The 17,254-nt window shown below is 43.8% G+C and carries 16 protein-coding genes; 9 read left to right on the top strand and 7 right to left on the bottom strand.

Annotation, left to right across the window (positions count from 1 at the left end):
• Positions 1–12: 12 nt before the first annotated feature.
• A complete protein-coding gene (locus HC175_RS01350; protein WP_168136716.1) occupies positions 13–1,278 on the bottom strand; it encodes an alginate export family protein in 1,266 nt (421 codons plus the stop codon).
• 133 nt (positions 1,279–1,411) lie between these two features.
• Here HC175_RS01350 and HC175_RS01355 point away from each other — a divergent pair, with 133 nt between their 5' ends.
• Positions 1,412–2,650, top strand: coding sequence for a YaiO family outer membrane beta-barrel protein (locus tag HC175_RS01355; RefSeq protein WP_168136717.1), 1,239 nt, complete (start codon positions 1,412–1,414; stop codon positions 2,648–2,650).
• Here HC175_RS01355 and HC175_RS01360 read toward each other — a convergent pair.
• From HC175_RS01360 to HC175_RS01385, 6 genes are all read right to left on the bottom strand, one after another.
• Entirely contained in the window at positions 2,647–4,083 is a 1,437-nt protein-coding gene (locus HC175_RS01360) for a glycosyltransferase family 2 protein (RefSeq protein ID WP_168136718.1), read from the bottom strand. The genes HC175_RS01355 and HC175_RS01360 overlap by 4 nt on opposite strands.
• Positions 4,080–5,135, bottom strand: coding sequence for a hypothetical protein (locus tag HC175_RS01365; protein ID WP_168136719.1), 1,056 nt, complete (start codon positions 5,133–5,135; stop codon positions 4,080–4,082). Before HC175_RS01365 ends, HC175_RS01360 begins: the two co-directional genes overlap by 4 nt.
• A 1-nt stretch (position 5,136) precedes the next feature.
• Positions 5,137–5,487, bottom strand: coding sequence for a response regulator (locus HC175_RS01370; RefSeq protein ID WP_168136720.1), 351 nt, complete (start codon positions 5,485–5,487; stop codon positions 5,137–5,139).
• Positions 5,488–5,655: 168 nt separating this feature from the next.
• The gene (locus HC175_RS01375; RefSeq protein WP_168136721.1) at positions 5,656–6,033 is read right to left on the bottom strand and encodes a hypothetical protein; all 378 of its coding nucleotides are present in this window, start codon (positions 6,031–6,033) and stop codon (positions 5,656–5,658) included.
• A gap of 73 nt (positions 6,034–6,106) precedes the next feature.
• Complete coding sequence (gene nifJ / locus HC175_RS01380; RefSeq protein ID WP_168136722.1) at positions 6,107–9,634, bottom strand: pyruvate:ferredoxin (flavodoxin) oxidoreductase; 3,528 nt, start codon at positions 9,632–9,634, stop codon at positions 6,107–6,109.
• 17 nt (positions 9,635–9,651) lie between these two features.
• Positions 9,652–10,002, bottom strand: a complete 351-nt coding sequence (locus HC175_RS01385) for a 4Fe-4S binding protein (protein WP_168136723.1) — start codon at positions 10,000–10,002, stop codon at positions 9,652–9,654.
• Positions 10,003–10,228: 226 nt separating this feature from the next.
• On the opposite strand from HC175_RS01385, the gene HC175_RS01390 reads away from it, so the two are divergent.
• From HC175_RS01390 to HC175_RS01425, 8 genes are all read left to right on the top strand, one after another.
• Positions 10,229–12,085 carry a 2-oxoacid:acceptor oxidoreductase subunit alpha gene (locus HC175_RS01390; RefSeq protein WP_168136724.1) on the top strand — a complete coding sequence of 619 codons (1,857 nt, stop codon included), beginning with the start codon at positions 10,229–10,231 and terminating at the stop codon, positions 12,083–12,085.
• Between the two features lies 1 nt (position 12,086).
• The gene (locus tag HC175_RS01395) at positions 12,087–13,100 is read left to right on the top strand and encodes a 2-oxoacid:ferredoxin oxidoreductase subunit beta (RefSeq protein WP_168136725.1); all 1,014 of its coding nucleotides are present in this window, start codon (positions 12,087–12,089) and stop codon (positions 13,098–13,100) included.
• Between the two features lie 74 nt (positions 13,101–13,174).
• Positions 13,175–13,525: an NADH-quinone oxidoreductase subunit A gene (locus tag HC175_RS01400; RefSeq protein ID WP_168136726.1), complete on the top strand. Its 351-nt coding sequence runs from the start codon at positions 13,175–13,177 to the stop codon at positions 13,523–13,525.
• Entirely contained in the window at positions 13,516–14,097 is a 582-nt protein-coding gene (locus HC175_RS01405; RefSeq protein ID WP_168136727.1) for an NADH-quinone oxidoreductase subunit B, read from the top strand. Before HC175_RS01400 ends, HC175_RS01405 begins: the two co-directional genes overlap by 10 nt.
• 12 nt (positions 14,098–14,109) lie before the next feature.
• A complete protein-coding gene (locus tag HC175_RS01410) occupies positions 14,110–14,583 on the top strand; it encodes an NADH-quinone oxidoreductase subunit C (protein WP_168136728.1) in 474 nt (157 codons plus the stop codon).
• Positions 14,584–14,588: 5 nt separating this feature from the next.
• Positions 14,589–15,725, top strand: coding sequence for an NADH-quinone oxidoreductase subunit D (locus HC175_RS01415; protein WP_168136729.1), 1,137 nt, complete (start codon positions 14,589–14,591; stop codon positions 15,723–15,725).
• Positions 15,726–15,735: 10 nt separating this feature from the next.
• Complete coding sequence (gene nuoH / locus HC175_RS01420; protein WP_168136730.1) at positions 15,736–16,770, top strand: NADH-quinone oxidoreductase subunit NuoH; 1,035 nt, start codon at positions 15,736–15,738, stop codon at positions 16,768–16,770.
• A gap of 5 nt (positions 16,771–16,775) precedes the next feature.
• Complete coding sequence (locus HC175_RS01425) at positions 16,776–17,252, top strand: 4Fe-4S dicluster domain-containing protein (RefSeq protein WP_168136731.1); 477 nt, start codon at positions 16,776–16,778, stop codon at positions 17,250–17,252.
• Positions 17,253–17,254 lie beyond the last annotated feature (2 nt).

Consider the following 17,254-nt stretch of genomic DNA (forward strand, 5'->3'; position numbering starts at 1 on the left):
TTAAGTCTTTACCTACTGAAGGTCTTTAGGAGAAAACTGGAATATTTTTGGTGTAAAATTCAGCATGATCCATGCCCAGTTCTGCGTTCTGTCTCTGTCTCCTCCCTTTAACACTTCCAAAGTTGCTGATGCAAACATCTGGGAATAACCAATACCTATGGAGAAATCGCGCTGTACCTTGTAAAGACCTACAAAATCTATTTCTGTACCTAAGTAAGGAGCATAACCCGCACCCACTTCAGCTGCTGAAGAAAAGAAATGAGGCGCAACGAAAACTTCGGATTTTGATGATTTCCAGGAGAGTTTCCCGTAGAGATCAAGGAGACCGACATCATTTTGATGGTTTCCCACGAAGAAATAATCCATCGAACCATTAAAGCCGTGATTTGTTCCGAAGAGCGGGGTGAAGGAAAAAATGTGCTCAGAGCTTTCACTTCTGTCTGTACCCGAAAAATATTCTCCTCCCATACCCAGGGTCCAGGCGGTGTTCAATTTATAATTCAGATTTATTCCAGCGTACCACGCATCCACTTCCCGGTCATTTCGCTCCCCTGTCTGACCATAGGCTGCTACATTTCCAAAAAAATTACCCGAATTGAATTGGTGAAAAGCACCATAAGTCTGCAGGTAATCCACTTTAGGGGAGGCACCTGCGAGACCATGTTCATAGCCTGTATTTAAAAGCAAAAAGCTGAAGCCAACCTTATTTACATCCAAATGATACCAGGCAAACTGCATGTTCTTATATGAATTGACATTATAAGGAATTCTGGCCACCGTTTCGGCCGATGAATTGTAGGCCGCACCTACATCAAGCCTGTGATTTCCTGCCAGCCACCAGGAAAGAAGCGCCGCATCATGACTTTGGGCCTGCTGCGCCCAATCTACTTCTCCGAGTATTCTTTGATTATCATATGTAAGCACCTGTCTTCCCACACGCAAAATAAACTGCGGACTCACCTGGTATTGACCATAAGCTTCAAAAACTGAGAGGGCATTATTATCTTCCAGCCGCATAGTGGGAGAATCTCCCCACACTCCTGTGCTCTGAACAGAGAATTTTACCTGCAGGGCTTCGTTTTCAAAACCCAGGAACAATCGTGACCGCTGGGAAATAAACGATGCCGGATCCTCCTCCTCCACAAGAAGCGTCTTAAACCCATTTCTGAATTCATATCTCGGTCTCAACTGCAGGCCGGCTTCAAAGTTCTGGGAATGCATGGAAAACGGGGAGAGGAAAATGCTTAACATAAGAAAGCAACAAGTTGTGAGTTTCATGAAAGCTGGTTTTATACTAGACAAAAGAAGATAAATTTGTCCGTGATAATTATGATCTTGCTCAGCTTCCCCGAAAGACTTTAAAGAGGTGAAGGTAAATTTTATACATTTGACGCAACATTGCCCCTCAAAAATGACAAAATTCAAGCTTCTTTTTTTTGTATGCCTCTTCAGCAGTTTCGTAGGCCATGCTCAGCAATTAGACACCGATAAACTTTACCTGCAGGCACTTCAGGAGTACAGGGAAGCTAGATATTCCGAGGCTCTTGATCTCACCAAAAAAGGCTTGGAAGTTGCTCCAGATTATCATGACATTAGGATCCTGAAGGTTAGAACGCTTTTCGCTCTTCAGAAATTTGAAGCAGCCGGAACTGATATAGACCTGCTTCTTGCCAATGCACCAGACTATGAAGGGGTGAAAAGCATTGCAATGCAGAGACTTAACCAGTTAAAAGGCGATATGGCCCTGAAATACAATGAAAACTTGCTGAACATCTATGGGTCCGATCCCGATATGATGATCTATAAAGCAAGGTTGCTTCTGGAAAATGGGAGGTTTGAGGATGCAAGGGTACTGGCATCGGAAACCTATTCTGCTTCAAACCTTGATGACGGGCAACGGTATGCAATACAGCAAATCATGAACTTAACAGTTAAGGATGCTGTACAGGTGACAGGCCAGTACATCACTTTCAGTGACAATTATTCCCGAAATAATTCGTGGTATGCCTTGAGCGCAGAGTACCAGCACAACTTCCCGCATCTCGCTCTTATAGGCAGAGCCACCTATTCTGACAGATCTTATAATGATGGTAGCCTCTACGAGATCGAAGCTTATCCCATTTTTTCTGATAAAATGTACGCCTTCGCTAATCTGGGCTTTTCTGAAGGGCAGATCTTTCCAGATTACAGGGCAAGTGCTTCTTTATTTTACAATTTTGCAACTTCCCTTGAAGCCGAAGCAGGCTTTAGAAGTTTGTTCTATAACGACAACAGCTATTTTACTGCAATTGCAGGACTCACCGCTTATACCGGCAAATTTTATCTCAATGCCCGTGCCTTTATTGGCCCTGAACGGCTCGAGCAAATGGTGCAGAATTATCAATTCAATGTACGCTACTATTTAAGCACTCCTGAAAATTACCTTTTTGGAAGGTTTGGCAGCGGCATCTCTCCCGATGAACCCACTTTATACACCCGGGCACAGGAAAATCCAACCCTGGAAGCTCGTTATTTCAACGCCGGTATAAATAAGACATTTGGGATGCACCATGTGATCTCCTTTAGCGGCGGAATACTTACCGAAGACCTGCCCAGAGAAGAAACTGGAACCCAGTACACTACCAGCTTTAGCTACAGATATAAATTTTAAGCTGAAGCTTCTGAACTAAATCCTTTACGAGTCATAGTACCCCAGCCAGATTCAATTCTGAAAAGCTTTTTGTAAAGCCCTTTCAACTGCCCGAAAACCAGCACCGGATGAAACAGAAAAGGTTCCAGGTATGAGGCCAGCAGTAATTCGGCAACCTCTCTAGCAGAAGAATAATGCCTGAAGTTGAGGATGTAAAAGAATACTGCAACAGATGAAAATATGCATCCCAATAAATAAACAGCTGTAAAAAGCAGTATTGCGGAATTCCAGTCGATCAAGCCATAATATCCAAAGATGATCATGAAAATGATCCCAAGAAATTCAATGATAGGAGCACCAAATTCGAAGAAGCACCAGTAAGGGAAAAAGATCATTCCCATCTTTCCGAATTTTGGATTGAGGAACAGGTATTTGTGCAGCTTTAAAGTTTCCCATAGCCCCCTAGCCCAACGATCCCGTTGTTTTACGAATATTTCATAAGTATGAGGCACTTCGGTCCAGCACAATGTTTCTGGCACGTAAACAACTTTATACTTTTTTTTCAGCTTTTCCATATGCACCCTCAGCCGTATGCATAGCTCGAGATCCTCTCCTACAGTTTTAGTATTAAAACCACCCACTTCCAGCAGTCTTGTACGTGGATACATTCCAAAGGCACCAGAAACGAGCATTAAACCATTTACCTCTCCCCAACCCATCCGGCCTATTAGAAAGGCTCTAATATATTCTACCACCTGTGTAGTGGTTAAAAGATCTTTGGGAACACGTAATTTTTTCAAAATGCCTTCCCTGATATCTGAATCATTGGCAACGCCTATGGCACCGCCACAGGCAATGATCTCACTATCTCCTTCTTCCAGATAAGGCCGCACCATTTTCAAGATCGCATCTTGCTCTACAATACAATCGGCGTCGGTACAAAGAACAAGTTCGGTAGTTGCGAAGTTGATTCCGCAGTTAATGGCGTCACTTCGGCCACCATTGTTCTTATCAATTATGGTGAGGTGTTTATATTGGATTTCGGTGCTTTTGTACACCGCCCGAACCATTGCGGTGGGAATAGGTTGTACAATAAAAGTCGAATCTACCGGCTTTAATTTATACTTCTCAATAAGCAGCTGCATCGAGTTGTCCTTACTCCCATCATTAACAACTATGAGTTCATAAAACGGATACTGAATGGACAAGAGGGATTTTACATTTTCTACGATGGTAAGACCCTCATTATATGCAGGCGCTACCAATGTCACCGAGGGAATATCTGTGGCGCTGACGATATCTTTCACCTCCAGGAATCTTGCCCTCCGTTTATTCCGCTTAACAGCTCTTGCAGAAAGAATGACTCCAAGAAAATAAATGGACAGCAGCAAAGCTCCATAAACAAAGAATATCCAGCTAATCTTTGTGTAAATGGCCTGGAGCAGTTCTGTCATATGACTTCTTTTAAGGCAACACCCGTAGCATACTGACTATAATAGAATTCGTGCACTAATTGTTCATAACCGCTGTTCCACAGAATTTCGGCTGCACTCAACTCCAAAATATCATTTTTGGACTTCAGGATCTTCTTGTAAAATTCCAGATCTGGAGTGCCAGATACCTGCTGCACGTATCTAAGCAGCTGTACCTGTTGTTCGGTATTATCGATCTTAAAGAGCTTGGATTTCACTTCCTCCAATTGTTCTCCCGTGAGCCGAAATGATTTAATACAATATATGGCAGTTTCACGACGATCAAAATCCTTATGATCCAGGAAACTGATAATATACCCTACCTCTGTGAACAGGTTGAACTTTCGAATGATGCGCATCAATAACTCCTGTGCATAAGGCCTTTGAGTAGCATAAGATTTTTGAAGATATTTTATCTGTGCTTCAGGATAATGAGCAAATAATTTCTCTACGATCTTTATTTGTTGCCATAAGGTCATCTCTCTTTTGAGATAAGGAAGAAAACGCAGGCTTTCCCAGCCAAGGAAAACAACCATGGCTATTTGTGCTTCCCGTCTTACAAAGATGTTGGGATTGTTCCTTTCCCTGGTTATTTCTTTGATGTACTGCACCTGTTCCATTTCATAGATCTCCCTGATTCCCCGGGCCTTGATATACCACTTCCTGCTGTTTAATTTTGAAAGAGAAGCTCTGTAAGGCGGAATCTGACTAAACAACACCTGCAACCGGGAATAATTCTCCCCCAGCATAGAACGTTGCGCTCTTATCATCAGGTCGATTAGGTACTGGATATTGCCCTTTTTGGAAGGTTTGGCGCCAGCCTTTTGCAGGGCTCGTTGCACCTTTAAAAAATGATAATCCTTTCCTTCTGAAGGATACAGAAACTTTCCTATTTCTTCGGCAAAAGTGACTTCTATTTTTAACAGCTGTTTCAATCTGCGTTTGCGGTATATCAGGCTGAACCCGATAGTGAGCCATACCATGATGAGAAAAACAGAAAGAAATTCGATAAGTAGGAGTAATTGTTCAGCCATACTAGTGGAGATATGTTTCTACCTTATCAAAATTGAAGGGAACTGCAAAAAACCCTGCAACATGTCCCATGTTGAGAATTTCCTGCCGTACTTTCTTCTGGCCCATGCTGGTTATGATGAGCAGGGTTTGGTGCTTGATGATCTCCTTTATCTGGAAAACATAGTCTAAAGGAGCGATACCGTCAAAAAGTATATCGGAAATTATGATATCAAAGTTTTCGCTCTGGTCCTCAATATTGAGTTCGTCCAGCGCTCGAATAGCCTTGCACTGGTACTGGTGCGATAATATCATTCTTTCCAGGACCTTTAATAGAATAAGGTCCTGCTGAATAATCAGGGCAGTTTTTGCCATAACAGATTTTGTAGGGATGTAGAATTGGGGCTCTACACTTACAAATCTAACAATTTCCTGTTATAATTATGTTAACGCTCTTTTTTTTAGATCATTTCTTTGTATTAACTCCAAAAAAGAAGGCCCAGCAGCATTGTGCAGGGCCCCAATTTTTAAAAGAGTCATTTGTTATACGATAACCTTTTCCCGTCGAAGCAAATCATCCATTTTACTGGCGAGTTCAAAGCATCGGCTTACCTTTTCAGTATCACTACAGGAGCGGGAATCGGGTTTATGGCCTTTACATGTAAAGTCATGCAGGTCGATCTCCCCAAACTTTTCATTTAAGGCTACACATCTTTTGAAAAGAGTGTTAATGTTCTCATCCCTTGCAGGTTCAATGCTGTTCTTGAGAAGATATCCTCTCATAAAACGCTCGATAGCGAATTGGGAATTCTTACAGACCAGATAAGATACTACATCCTCCTCGGGCCTGCAAAGCTCTTCGTTGGCTTCCCGAAGCTTTTTAACAGCTTCATCAAAGAGACCGGGTGCTTTGCTTTCCATAGAATTAAATTTAGTTGAACAGAGGCCTTTTTGGCAGGAATAAATACCTGCCAAAAAAGCCATTTTTAAAAGGTTACATATCTCTATGTAGTTCAAGTCTTTCCCACTTGGAATCCACTTCTTCCTGAGCCTGCTTTAACAAGGCTGCCCCGATTTCGGCATTTTCTTTGGCCACACGGGTGAAGCGGGTTTCGTTATACATGAACTCTTCGAGCGGTGCCTGTGGAGGTTTGGAATCCAGCTTAAATCTCTTTCCTTTTTCTTTTGAAGGATCAAACCTGAAGAGTGGCCAGTAACCTGTCTCCACAGCTTTTTCCTGCTGCCGTGGCCCATGCTTAAGATCATAACCGTGCTCCCCACAATGTGAGTACGCAATGATGATCGAAGGACCGGGATAAGCCGCAGCTTCTTCAATAGCTTTTAGAGTCTGCATATCCTTAGCTCCAATAGCAACCTGGGCTACATAGACGTTCTGGTATGAAACAGCCTGTAAGGCAAGACTCTTCTTAGAAGTTCTCTTACCCGATACAGCAAATTTCGCACTGGCTCCCAGCGGGGTTGCCTTAGACATTTGTCCGCCGGTATTGGAGTACACTTCGGTATCCATCACCAGGATATTGATGTCTTCTCCCGATGCCAATACGTGATCCACTCCGCCGTAGCCTATGTCGTAAGCCCATCCATCTCCTCCAAGGATCCAGACTGCCTTTTTACGCAGATATTCGGTGAGCTGATCTAGTTTCAGAGCTTCAGGAGTTCCAATGGTAGAAAGAATGTTCTTCAATTCAGCAATGTCGGCATGTTTTTGCTTTTTCTGAATTTCATCTGTTTCCGGATTATTCAGAATAGCATTCACAAGTTCTGAACCGATCACCGGCTCAAGTTCCTTCAGAAGATCTACTGCGATCTCCTGCTTCTTGGTGAGAGCTAATTTCATTCCTAATCCAAACTCAGCATTGTCCTCGAACAGGGAGTTAGCCCAAGCGGGACCTCTTCCGAATTCATTTTTCTTGTATGGAGTGGTTGGAAGGTTTCCGCCGTAGATAGAGGAACAGCCTGTAGCATTTGCGATCATAATGCTGTCGCCGTAAAGCTGGGTCAACATTTTGATATAAGGAGTTTCCCCACATCCCGAACATGCACCCGAAAATTCGAATAATGGTTCAAGGAATTGAGATCCTTTCACATTAGTGATTTGTAACTCGGTGCGATCGTAATATGGAAGGCCGGTAAAGTAATCCCAGTTCTTGTTCTCGGCTTCAGCAACATCAAGTTTGTTGCGCATATTAATGGCTTTGAAATTTTCCACTTCTTTGCTCTCTGCTGGACAAACGGCTACACAAAGATCACAACCGGTACAATCTTCTGGAGACACCTGAAGGATATAAGAATCTGTTCCTGTGAAAGGTCTTCCTTTAGCGGCAACTGTAGTAAGCGTAGCAGGAGCATCGGCAAGATCTGCAGTAGGAACTACTTTTGCACGAATTGCAGCGTGTGGACAAATAGCTACACACTTGTTACACTGGGTACAAAGGTCTGCCCCATCCCAAACAGGGACAAAGTCGGCAATACCACGTTTTTCATACTGAGTAGTACCTGTAGGGAATGTCCCATCAACAGGGAATGCGCTCACTGGAAGTTCATCTCCCTGGCCAGCCAGGATCTTACCAAGAACATCTTTCACAAAAGGATCGGCTTCGCCGGTCATCATTGGCTTAAGATACTTGTTGCTGGTAATTTGCTTCGGATAATCTACTTTTTGGAGGTATTCTAAAGATTTGTCGACCGCATTGAAGTTCATCTGCACGATCTTTTCTCCCTTGTGAGAGTAAGATTTTACAATAGCATCTTTGATCTTCTGAATAGCTTCATCTTCAGGAAGCACTCCGGATATCGCAAAGAAACAGGTTTGAAGAACGGTGTTTGTACGTTTTCCTAGCTTGGCTTCAAAAGCTACTTTTGTAGCATCTACCACATAGAATTTCAGTTCCTTCTCTACAATGTCTTCCTGCATTTTCTTCGGAAGCATATCCCAAACTTCCTCATTAGAGAAAGGAGAATTCAGAAGAAAAGTTCCTCCTTTTTTTATCTTTTTCAGCAGGTCATATTTCTCAACAAAATTGAACTGGTGACAAGCAATAAAGTCGGCAGTATTAATCAGATAACTGGAGAAAATTGGCTGCGGACCAAAGCGCAGGTGGGAAACAGTTTGTGAACCTGCCTTTTTAGAATCGTAAACAAAATATCCCTGAACATAATTATCTGTAGTTTCCCCAATGATCTTGATGGAGTTTTTATTAGCACCTACAGTACCATCGGACCCTAAACCATAGAACAGACAATTAAAGGTGGTTTTCTTCGTCTTGAAAACCGGGTTATAGAGAAGGCTGCTGAAGGTAACATCATCATTGATACCTACTGTAAAATGGTTCTTTGGCTGAGGTTTTTCTAGCTCATCAAAGATACCTTTTACCATGGCAGGATTGAACTCCTTGGAAGAAAGTCCGTAACGGCCGGCAACGACCTGCGGAATATTTCCACCGGTCTCGGCAAAAGCGGTGACTACATCCAGGTAAAGCGGATCTCCCGTACTTCCGGGTTCTTTGGTCCTGTCAAGAACAGCGATCTTTTTTACCGTTTTTGGCACCTTAGCAATGAAATCCTTTATGGAGAATGGCCTGTAAAGCCTAACGATCAATACACCAACTTTTTCATCAGAATTTAGCAAGGTATCAACGGTTTCTCTCACGGCACCTTCACCAGATCCCATGATAACAACAACTTTTTCAGCTTCAGGATGGCCTTCATAGTCGAAAAGGTTGTACCTGCGACCTGTGTGCATATAGAACTCGTCCATGATCTCCTGCACGATCTCGGGCACATTCTGGTAATATTGATTAGCCGCTTCACGTGCCTGGAAGAACACATCGGGGTTTTGGGAAGTACCACGGATTACAGGGCTGTCTGGATCAAGAGAGCGTTTCTTATGCTCCATGATCTTATCTTCGGGCATCATTGCCTTAATGATATCATCCGGAATCCCATCTATCTTGGAGATCTCGTGAGAAGTTCTAAATCCGTCGAAAATGTTCAGAAAAGGCACTCGTGATCTAATAGTAGCTACCTGCGAAATAAGAGCAAAATCCTGCGCTTCCTGAACCGAGCCTCCAAAGAGCATAGAAAAGCCCGTTTGCCGGGCTGCCATAACATCTGAATGATCTCCGAAAATGGAAAGCGCATGAGTTGCAATTGTTCTTGCTGCAACATGTATGACATTGGGCAGCAGTTCGCCTGCGATCTTATACATGTTGGGGATCATAAGGAGTAAACCTTGTGAGGCCGTAAAGGTCGTAGTCAATGCACCCGCCTGTAAGGAACCGTGCACAGCACCTGCCGCACCTCCCTCGCTTTGCATTTCTACAATTTTCGGAACATTGTTCCAAATGTTCTTTTTGCCTTTTGAACTATAAACATCCACATGCTCTCCCATGGGAGAGGCAGGGGTTATAGGATAAATGGCACATACTTCATTCGTCTTATGCGCTACACGGGCAACAGCTTCGTTGGCATCACAAATGAGTTTGGGAAATTCTTTCACCATAATATTGTTCTATATAATTAGGCACCGTGAAGCCAAACTTTTTTGGCCAGTAATTCTTCCTCGTTTTCTTCCATATCTTCTCTTGGATGTATACAATCCACAGGACATACAGAAACACATTGTGGAGAATCGTGGAAACCTTTACACTCGGTACATTTATCTGCTACGATGAAATAGAATTCATCAGACAATGCCTCGCGTTGCTCATTAGCATCCTTTTCTTCTCCTCCTGGCGTAATAACAATTCCTTCAAGTGCAGTTTCTTCTGCTAATGACCATTCCTGATCGGGTTCGTAGATAGCGGTATTCGGACATTCCGAAATACATGCATCACAGTTGATACACTCGTCTGTTATAAAAAGAGCCATAACTTTTATTTTTTGGATTAATAATAAAATTTCCAATAAAAGTATTGTGGCTTTACCTGCGCCGACATGACGGTAATCATATTTTCCTTAACTAAGAATTATTCTTAATAAGTTCATTTTAAAAACTATATGACCTGTATCATATTTCCTGCTGCGGAATGAATTTACATTTGAGTCAATATCCACACCTTTTGGTTTCACCACGAAGGTTTACAAAATCTCATGTATGATAGCAGCAGAAAAATCTCAAACTCAAGCCGAAGCTCTTGAAGCCGTTGTAATTCGCTTTGTGGGAGACTCCGGCGATGGAATGCAGCTCACCGGCACCCAGTTTTCTGACACCTCGGCAATGTTTGGCAACGATGTGGCTACTTTTCCAAATTATCCATCTGAGATCAGGGCGCCACAAGGCAGTCTTTACGGCGTTTCTGGTTTCCAGGTGCATATTGGAAGTGTAGAAATTAGTACTCCAGGTGATAATGTTGACCTCCTCGTAGCTATGAACCCTGCAGGACTAAAGACGAACCTCTACGCTGTAAAACCGGGACAGACCATTATTGTAGACTCAGATTCCTTTTCCAAAAAGAACCTGGAAAAAGCTCAATATGTAACTAACCCACTCGAGGACGGTAGCCTTTCAAATTACCGGGTGATTCAGGTGCCAATGTCATCTTTGACAAAAGAGGCTCTTAAAAATATTGAAGGCCTGGATCAAAAGATGATCACCCGCAGCAAAAACATGTTTGCTCTCGGAATGGTTTACTGGCTTTACAGCCGTTCTCCTGAACATACCATAGAATTCTTTAACAAGAAGTTCAAGACAAAACCTCATCTCATTGAGGCCAATACCAAAGTGCTTAATGCCGGATATTTCTATGCTGAAACTATAGAATTGATCCCGAACTCCTATAGTGTTTCTCCTGCAAAGATGCAGAGCGGCACCTACAGGATCATTATGGGAAATACAGCGACGGCCTGGGGCTTTCTTGCCGCTGCAGAAAAATCCGGACTCGAACTATTTTTAGGTTCCTATCCTATAACTCCTGCGACAGATATTCTACACGAACTGGTAAAACATAAACATTTTGGAGTAAAAGCATTCCAGGCAGAAGATGAGATCGCAGGGATTACCTCGGCGATCGGAGCTTCCTTTGCAGGAGATCTTGCTATTACAACTACTTCAGGTCCCGGACTCGCTCTAAAAGGGGAAGCTCTTGGCCTGGCAATGATGATAGAACTTCCGCTTGTGGTAGTGAACGTTCAGCGGGGAGGACCTTCAACAGGATTACCCACAAAAACCGAACAATCTGACCTCCTACAGGCCATGTATGGCCGCAACGGGGAAAGCCCTGTGATAGTGATCGCCGCAAGTACTCCGGCCAACTGCTTTATCTATGCCTATCAGGCTGCAAAACTTGCTCTTGAGCATATGACTCCGGTGGTACTGTTGACCGACGGTTATATCGCTAATGGTTCAGCTCCCTGGAGGATCAGAAAAGTAGAGGACCTGCCCGAGATCAAAACCAGAAAAGTTACAGAGGTAAAAGAAAACTGGCATCCGTACAACAGGGATGAGATCACTCTTGCCCGGGATTGGACTGTACCCGGCACTCCGGGCCTTGAACATCGCGTGGGAGGACTTGAAAAAGACCAAAAGACCGGAAACGTATCGCACGTGCCCGAGAACCATGAAGTGATGACGCAGGTAAGGTCCGAGAAGGTGAAAAGGGTACAGAGTTTCATTCCTGAACTTATTCCTGAATTTGCTTCAGAAGGTGACCTGCTTATAGTTGGTTGGGGAGGTACCTATGGTTCGCTTCATACCGCTGCCAAGCAATTGTATGACGAAGGCTTCAGAAATATTGGCTTTGCTCATTTCAATTACATCAATCCGCTTCCGAAAAATACAGAAGAAGTCTTCAAAAAGTTCAAAAAGGTGATCGTTTGTGAGCTGAACAACGGACAGTTTGCAAGTATTCTCAGAATGAACTTCAGCAGGGAATTCCTTCAATGTAATAAGGTACAGGGACTTCCTTTTGCCAATACCGAGCTCATAGAAAATTTCAAACAAATTCTAGCATAACATGGAAACTCTAACTGCAAATAAATATACGTATAAGGATTTTGCAAATGACCAGGAGGTAAGATGGTGTCCCGGCTGTGACGACTATGTTATTCTAAGGTCTGTTCAAAAAGCTCTGCCCGAAATGGGTGTCAAAAAAGAGGATGTGGTGTTCATTTCCGGAATTGGCTGCTCTTCGCGATTCCCTTATTATATGGGAACGTATGGAATGCATGGAATTCACGGAAGGGCTCCGGCAATTGCTTCGGGAGTAAAACTAGCCAATCCAAACCTCAGCGTATGGGTGATCACCGGGGACGGCGATAGTATGGCAATTGGCGGAAACCATTTCATTCACGTGCTGCGACGCAATATCAACCTAAATATCATCCTGTTCAACAACGAGATCTACGGACTAACAAAAGGACAGTTCTCCCCTACTTCTTTAGTAGGCCAAAAAACAAAATCCTCTCCATTTGGGAATACTCAGCCTCCATTCTCCCCGGGTGAATTGGCCATAGGTGCACAGGCGAGGTACTTCGCTCGTATAGGCGGAAATGCGCCAAAAGAAATGACAGATATTTTCATTGAAGCAGAAAAATTTAAAGGCACCTCTTTGGTAGAGGTCCTTCAAAACTGCGTGATCTTCAATGACGGCTGCTATGTAAAGTACACAGACAAGTCGGTAAGAGAAGACAAACAATTGTTCGTGGAGCATGGGAAGCCCATGATCTTCGGAAAAGAGCGCAACAAAGGACTGGTGCTTAACAAGCTAAAACTGGAGGTTGTGACCATAGGTGAGAATGGAGTAACTGAAGAAGACATCCTGGTTCACGATGCCAAAGAGAAAGATCCTACCATGCATCAAATGCTGGTAAGACTTGAGTATCCATTGGTAACCGGAATCATTAGAAGTTATGACGATGTGACTTTGGAAGAGAGAGAAGATGCGCTCACTGCGCAGATAAAGTCAAAGTCAAAATTTAAACAGACAGACGATTTGTTTTTTTCAGGAGAAACTTATGAAGTAAAGTAGCGTAGAACTGATGAAGATCAGTTCTTACCTGCAACTGAAACGTTAATTTTATTAACAAATAAACCTGTATCAAAATGGGTTCAGAAGCAATCATAGTCTTTCTTATCGCGGGGATCTTTTTGGTCGCCGGCGCCAACTTCCTCTCCAATCTCATCTCTTCAAAATCTGACAACCCTGCCAAGAGGGAGCCCTATGAAAGTGGAATGACCACTATAGGACCCACCTGGGTTCAGTTTAAAGTAGGCTACTACCTCTTCGCCATTCTCTTTCTCATTTTCGACGTGGAAGTTGCCTTTTTGGTGCCGTGGGCAGTGGTATTTGGAGAAATGGGAAGTATTGCCCTGGTAGAGATCCTCATCTTCCTCTTCATCCTGGGCTTGGGATTAGCATATGCATGGAAAAAAGGAGCATTGAAATGGGAATAGTAAACAATAAAGAACAGGCTGCCCAAAAAGGCAGAATTCCGGCAGATTTTCCGGGAGACGTAATTCCTGCAGGAAACGGTGGGAATATCCTGGTCACCTCTCTTGATAAAGTGATTAACTGGGGACGTGCCAACTCTCTTTGGTCGCTCTATTTCGGCACCAGTTGTTGTGCAATTGAGATGATGCAGACGGGTGCTGCACGTCATGATTATTCCCGCTTTGGTTTTGAAGTTGCACGCCCATCCCCCAGGCAAGCCGACCTTATTATTATTGCGGGAACTATCACCACAAAAATGGCTCCGGTACTACGGCGTTTGTACGACCAGATGGCCGAACCAAAATATGTCATAGCCATGGGTGCCTGCGCCATTAGCGGCGGACCATTCTTTTACAACTCTTATTCGGTCGTAAAGGGTGCAGATCACGTGATCCCGGTTGATGTTTATGTTCCAGGGTGTCCTCCGCGACCTGAAGCGCTGCTCGACGGAATGATCATGCTGCAGCAAAAGATCCTGAAAGAGAAAAGACTGGAAAAAGCTAATCCAATTGATGGTTTTGATGAAGGAATTTAAAATGAAATGGCTATGACAAATGAAGCAATACAACAAACCATTTTAAGCTGGTTTCCCGATCCCGAATTTCCTCAGCCGCAATTCTCTGAAGAAGGCTCTCAATACCTCACTGTTAATGTTGAACCGGGACAGCTGCATGAACTCATGCAACTGCTTAAAAATAATCCCGAAACCCATTTTGATTATCTGTTCTGTCTCACCGGAGTGGATTACGGAAAAGAATTCGGAGTGGTTTACCACCTGGAATCAACTGTGCACCGTCACACTCTTGTAGTGAAAGTGCAGACAAACCGTGAAAATCCTGTTTTTGACTCCGTACAGGATCTTTGGGCTACAGCCAATTATCACGAGCGGGAGGTTTACGATTTCTTCGGAATAAAATTTAGCAAACATCCCAATTTAAAACGGCTGTTCCTTACCGAAGACTGGCAAGGTTTCCCGCTTCGGAAGGATTATGTTGATGAAACAAACATGGTTGTAAAATAGGAATTATGGAAACAGCTACTTTAGAACCTACCACAATAAAAAAAGGCTTTAAGTCTGAAGAATACTTCATCAACATGGGGCCGCAACACCCTGCAACCCACGGAGTTTTGCGACTGCTGCTTACCATCGACGGGGAGATCATTAAAAAGGTAGAACCCGACCTGGGATATATTCACCGCTCCATCGAAAAGATGTGCGAGAGTAACAGCTATCAGCAAATAGTTCATCTTACAGACAGGCTTGATTACCTTTCATCTCATATCAATAACGAAGCAGTTTGCCTCTGCGTTGAAAAAGCGCTGGAACTGGAGATCCCCGAGAGAGTAAAAGTCATTCGCACCATCCTGGGAGAATTGACCCGAATTGCCTCTCACACTCTTTGGTGGGGCGTGATGGGTATGGATGTTGGTGCCCTCACCTCTTACTTCTACGGCTTCAGGGACAGGGAAATGATAAACGATATTTTTGAAGAGACCTGTGGTGCCCGTTTAACAATGAACTATAACGTTCCCGGCGGATTGATGCAGGATATACATCCCAATTTTGTAAAAAGGGTCAAGGAGTTCATTCCTCACTTTAGATCCAAACTTCCTGAATACGACCGGCTCCTCACCGGCAATATCATCTTCCAAAAAAGAACAAAAGGAGTAGGTATTTTGACTAAAGAAGATGCGATCAATTTTGGCGCCTCAGGCCCTGTGGCAAGAGCATCGGGATATTCCTGTGACGTCCGAAAATATCACCCGTACAGTGCACTTGAGAAGGTGAATTTCACTGAAGCTCTCGATACTGCCGGAGATTCCTTCGCAAGATACAAGGTAAGAATTGCCGAGATGTGGGAATCTCTAAACATTATCGAACAACTCATTGATAACATTCCTGAAGGTGATTTCAAGGTTGCGACCAACGCGGTGATTAAATTGCCAAAAGGAGATTTCTACCAGAAGGTCGAGACCGCCAGAGGGGAATTCGGTGTCTATATCATTAGCACCGGAACAAAGAATCCGTACCGGGTGAAATTCCGTTCTCCGGGGCTGTCCAACCTTTCCCTGCTCAACCACATTGCAGTAGGCGGGAAAATCGGAGACCTGGTCGCTACCATGGCCACTATAGATATTGTTGTACCTGATATTGATCGTTAACCTGACAAAAATGAACAGCATTTCAACCATAATCGATTGGTTTATAAATACAGGGGTGTTAAATATGGCCATGATCGCCCTGATCTATCTTTCTGTCTTTGCAGTGCTGGGGTTATTCCTGGTATTGCTTGAAAGAAAGGTAGCTGCATGGTTTCAGCTTCGGATAGGTCCGAACAGGGTGGGTTACCTGGGCTTATTTCAAACCATTGCCGATGCTTTAAAGCTAGTGTCCAAGGAACTTACAGGCACAGTGAAGGCCGATAAATTCCTCTACAACCTCGCCCCTTACTTCGTCATAGTCACCTCCTTAATGGCTCTAGCTGTTTTTCCATTCACCAAAGACCTTCAGGCTTTTGACATCAACATCGGGATCTTCTTTCTAATCGCCATTTCCTCTATTGGAGTGATAGGCATTCTTTTGGGAGGCTGGAGCAGCAATAACAAATTTGCTCTTATTGGCGCCATGCGCAGCGGAGTGCAAACGGTGAGTTACGAATTATCCGTCGGGCTTTCACTACTTACCATGGTGATCCTTACCGGCAGCCTTCAGCTTTCTGAAATTATTGAAGTACAAAAGAGCGGCTGGTTGATCGTGCAGGGACATATTCCCGCCATCATCGCTTTCATGATCTATATGATCGCAGGTACAGCCGAAACCAACCGTGCTCCCTTTGACATGGTCGAAGCCGAATCTGAACTTGGGGCAGGATATCATACCGAATATTCAGGGATGAAGTTCGCTTACTTCTTCCTGGCGGAGTTTATCAATATGTTCATCATTGCTGCTATCGCCACCACGATCTTCTTTGGAGGCTGGTTATCTCCTTTCGGGATCACAGATTCCCTGCCATGGATGGGGCTTTTATGGTTCCTTGCAAAGACTTTTGTGCTGGTGTTCCTCATGATGTGGTTCCGCTGGACTTTTCCGAGGTTAAGAGTTGATCAGTTGTTAACGCTCGAGTGGAAATACCTGCTTCCTATCAACCTGGTAAACCTGGTGCTAATGGCCGTGATCGTATGGCTTAACCTTACCATTCAAATCTAATTGCTATGGGTTATTTCTTTAATATATACCACGGAATTGCTACCCTCCTCACAGGGATGAAGGTTACCGGCAAGTATTTTCTAAATGCCCGTAAAGGTGCTATTACTCAGCAGTACCCAGACAATCGCGACACGCTAAAGATGTTCGAACGCTTTCGTGGGGAAGTGGTCATGCCGCATGATGAGAACAATGAACACAGCTGTACCGGCTGCCAGAAATGTGAACTCGCCTGCCCTAACGGAAGTATTGAAATTATCTGGGACCGCGTGATCGATCCTGAGACCGGTAAAAAGAAAAAAGCTATAGATCAACATATCTACCACCTTGGAATGTGCACCCAGTGCGGACTTTGTGTAGATGCCTGCCCTTCGGATGCTATAAAATGGGGACAAAATTTCGAAAATTCTGTTTACGACAGGACAAAGCTTACGAGAATATTAAACAAACCCGGGTCAAAGGTTAGAGCCGGCGTAGAAGAATAAGC

The sequence above is a fragment of the Salinimicrobium oceani genome, assembly GCF_012037645.1.

Excerpts from the sequence above, each read along its gene's own strand:
- nuoH (WP_168136730.1), top strand. The coding sequence starts at position 15,736 with ATGAACAGCATTTCAACCATAATCGATTGGTTTATAAATACAGGGGTG.
- HC175_RS01410 (WP_168136728.1), top strand. The coding sequence starts at position 14,110 with ATGACAAATGAAGCAATACAACAAACCATTTTAAGCTGGTTTCCCGAT.
- HC175_RS01395 (WP_168136725.1), top strand. The coding sequence starts at position 12,087 with ATGGAAACTCTAACTGCAAATAAATATACGTATAAGGATTTTGCAAAT.
- HC175_RS01350 (WP_168136716.1), bottom strand. The coding sequence starts at position 1,278 with ATGAAACTCACAACTTGTTGCTTTCTTATGTTAAGCATTTTCCTCTCC.
- HC175_RS01405 (WP_168136727.1), top strand. The coding sequence starts at position 13,516 with ATGGGAATAGTAAACAATAAAGAACAGGCTGCCCAAAAAGGCAGAATT.
- HC175_RS01400 (WP_168136726.1), top strand. The coding sequence starts at position 13,175 with ATGGGTTCAGAAGCAATCATAGTCTTTCTTATCGCGGGGATCTTTTTG.
- nifJ (WP_168136722.1), bottom strand. The coding sequence starts at position 9,634 with ATGGTGAAAGAATTTCCCAAACTCATTTGTGATGCCAACGAAGCTGTT.
- HC175_RS01385 (WP_168136723.1), bottom strand. The coding sequence starts at position 10,002 with ATGGCTCTTTTTATAACAGACGAGTGTATCAACTGTGATGCATGTATT.
- HC175_RS01390 (WP_168136724.1), top strand. The coding sequence starts at position 10,229 with ATGATAGCAGCAGAAAAATCTCAAACTCAAGCCGAAGCTCTTGAAGCC.
- HC175_RS01415 (WP_168136729.1), top strand. The coding sequence starts at position 14,589 with ATGGAAACAGCTACTTTAGAACCTACCACAATAAAAAAAGGCTTTAAG.
- HC175_RS01355 (WP_168136717.1), top strand. The coding sequence starts at position 1,412 with ATGACAAAATTCAAGCTTCTTTTTTTTGTATGCCTCTTCAGCAGTTTC.
- HC175_RS01375 (WP_168136721.1), bottom strand. The coding sequence starts at position 6,033 with ATGGAAAGCAAAGCACCCGGTCTCTTTGATGAAGCTGTTAAAAAGCTT.
- HC175_RS01360 (WP_168136718.1), bottom strand. The coding sequence starts at position 4,083 with ATGACAGAACTGCTCCAGGCCATTTACACAAAGATTAGCTGGATATTC.
- HC175_RS01365 (WP_168136719.1), bottom strand. The coding sequence starts at position 5,135 with ATGGCTGAACAATTACTCCTACTTATCGAATTTCTTTCTGTTTTTCTC.
- HC175_RS01425 (WP_168136731.1), top strand. The coding sequence starts at position 16,776 with ATGGGTTATTTCTTTAATATATACCACGGAATTGCTACCCTCCTCACA.
- HC175_RS01370 (WP_168136720.1), bottom strand. The coding sequence starts at position 5,487 with ATGGCAAAAACTGCCCTGATTATTCAGCAGGACCTTATTCTATTAAAG.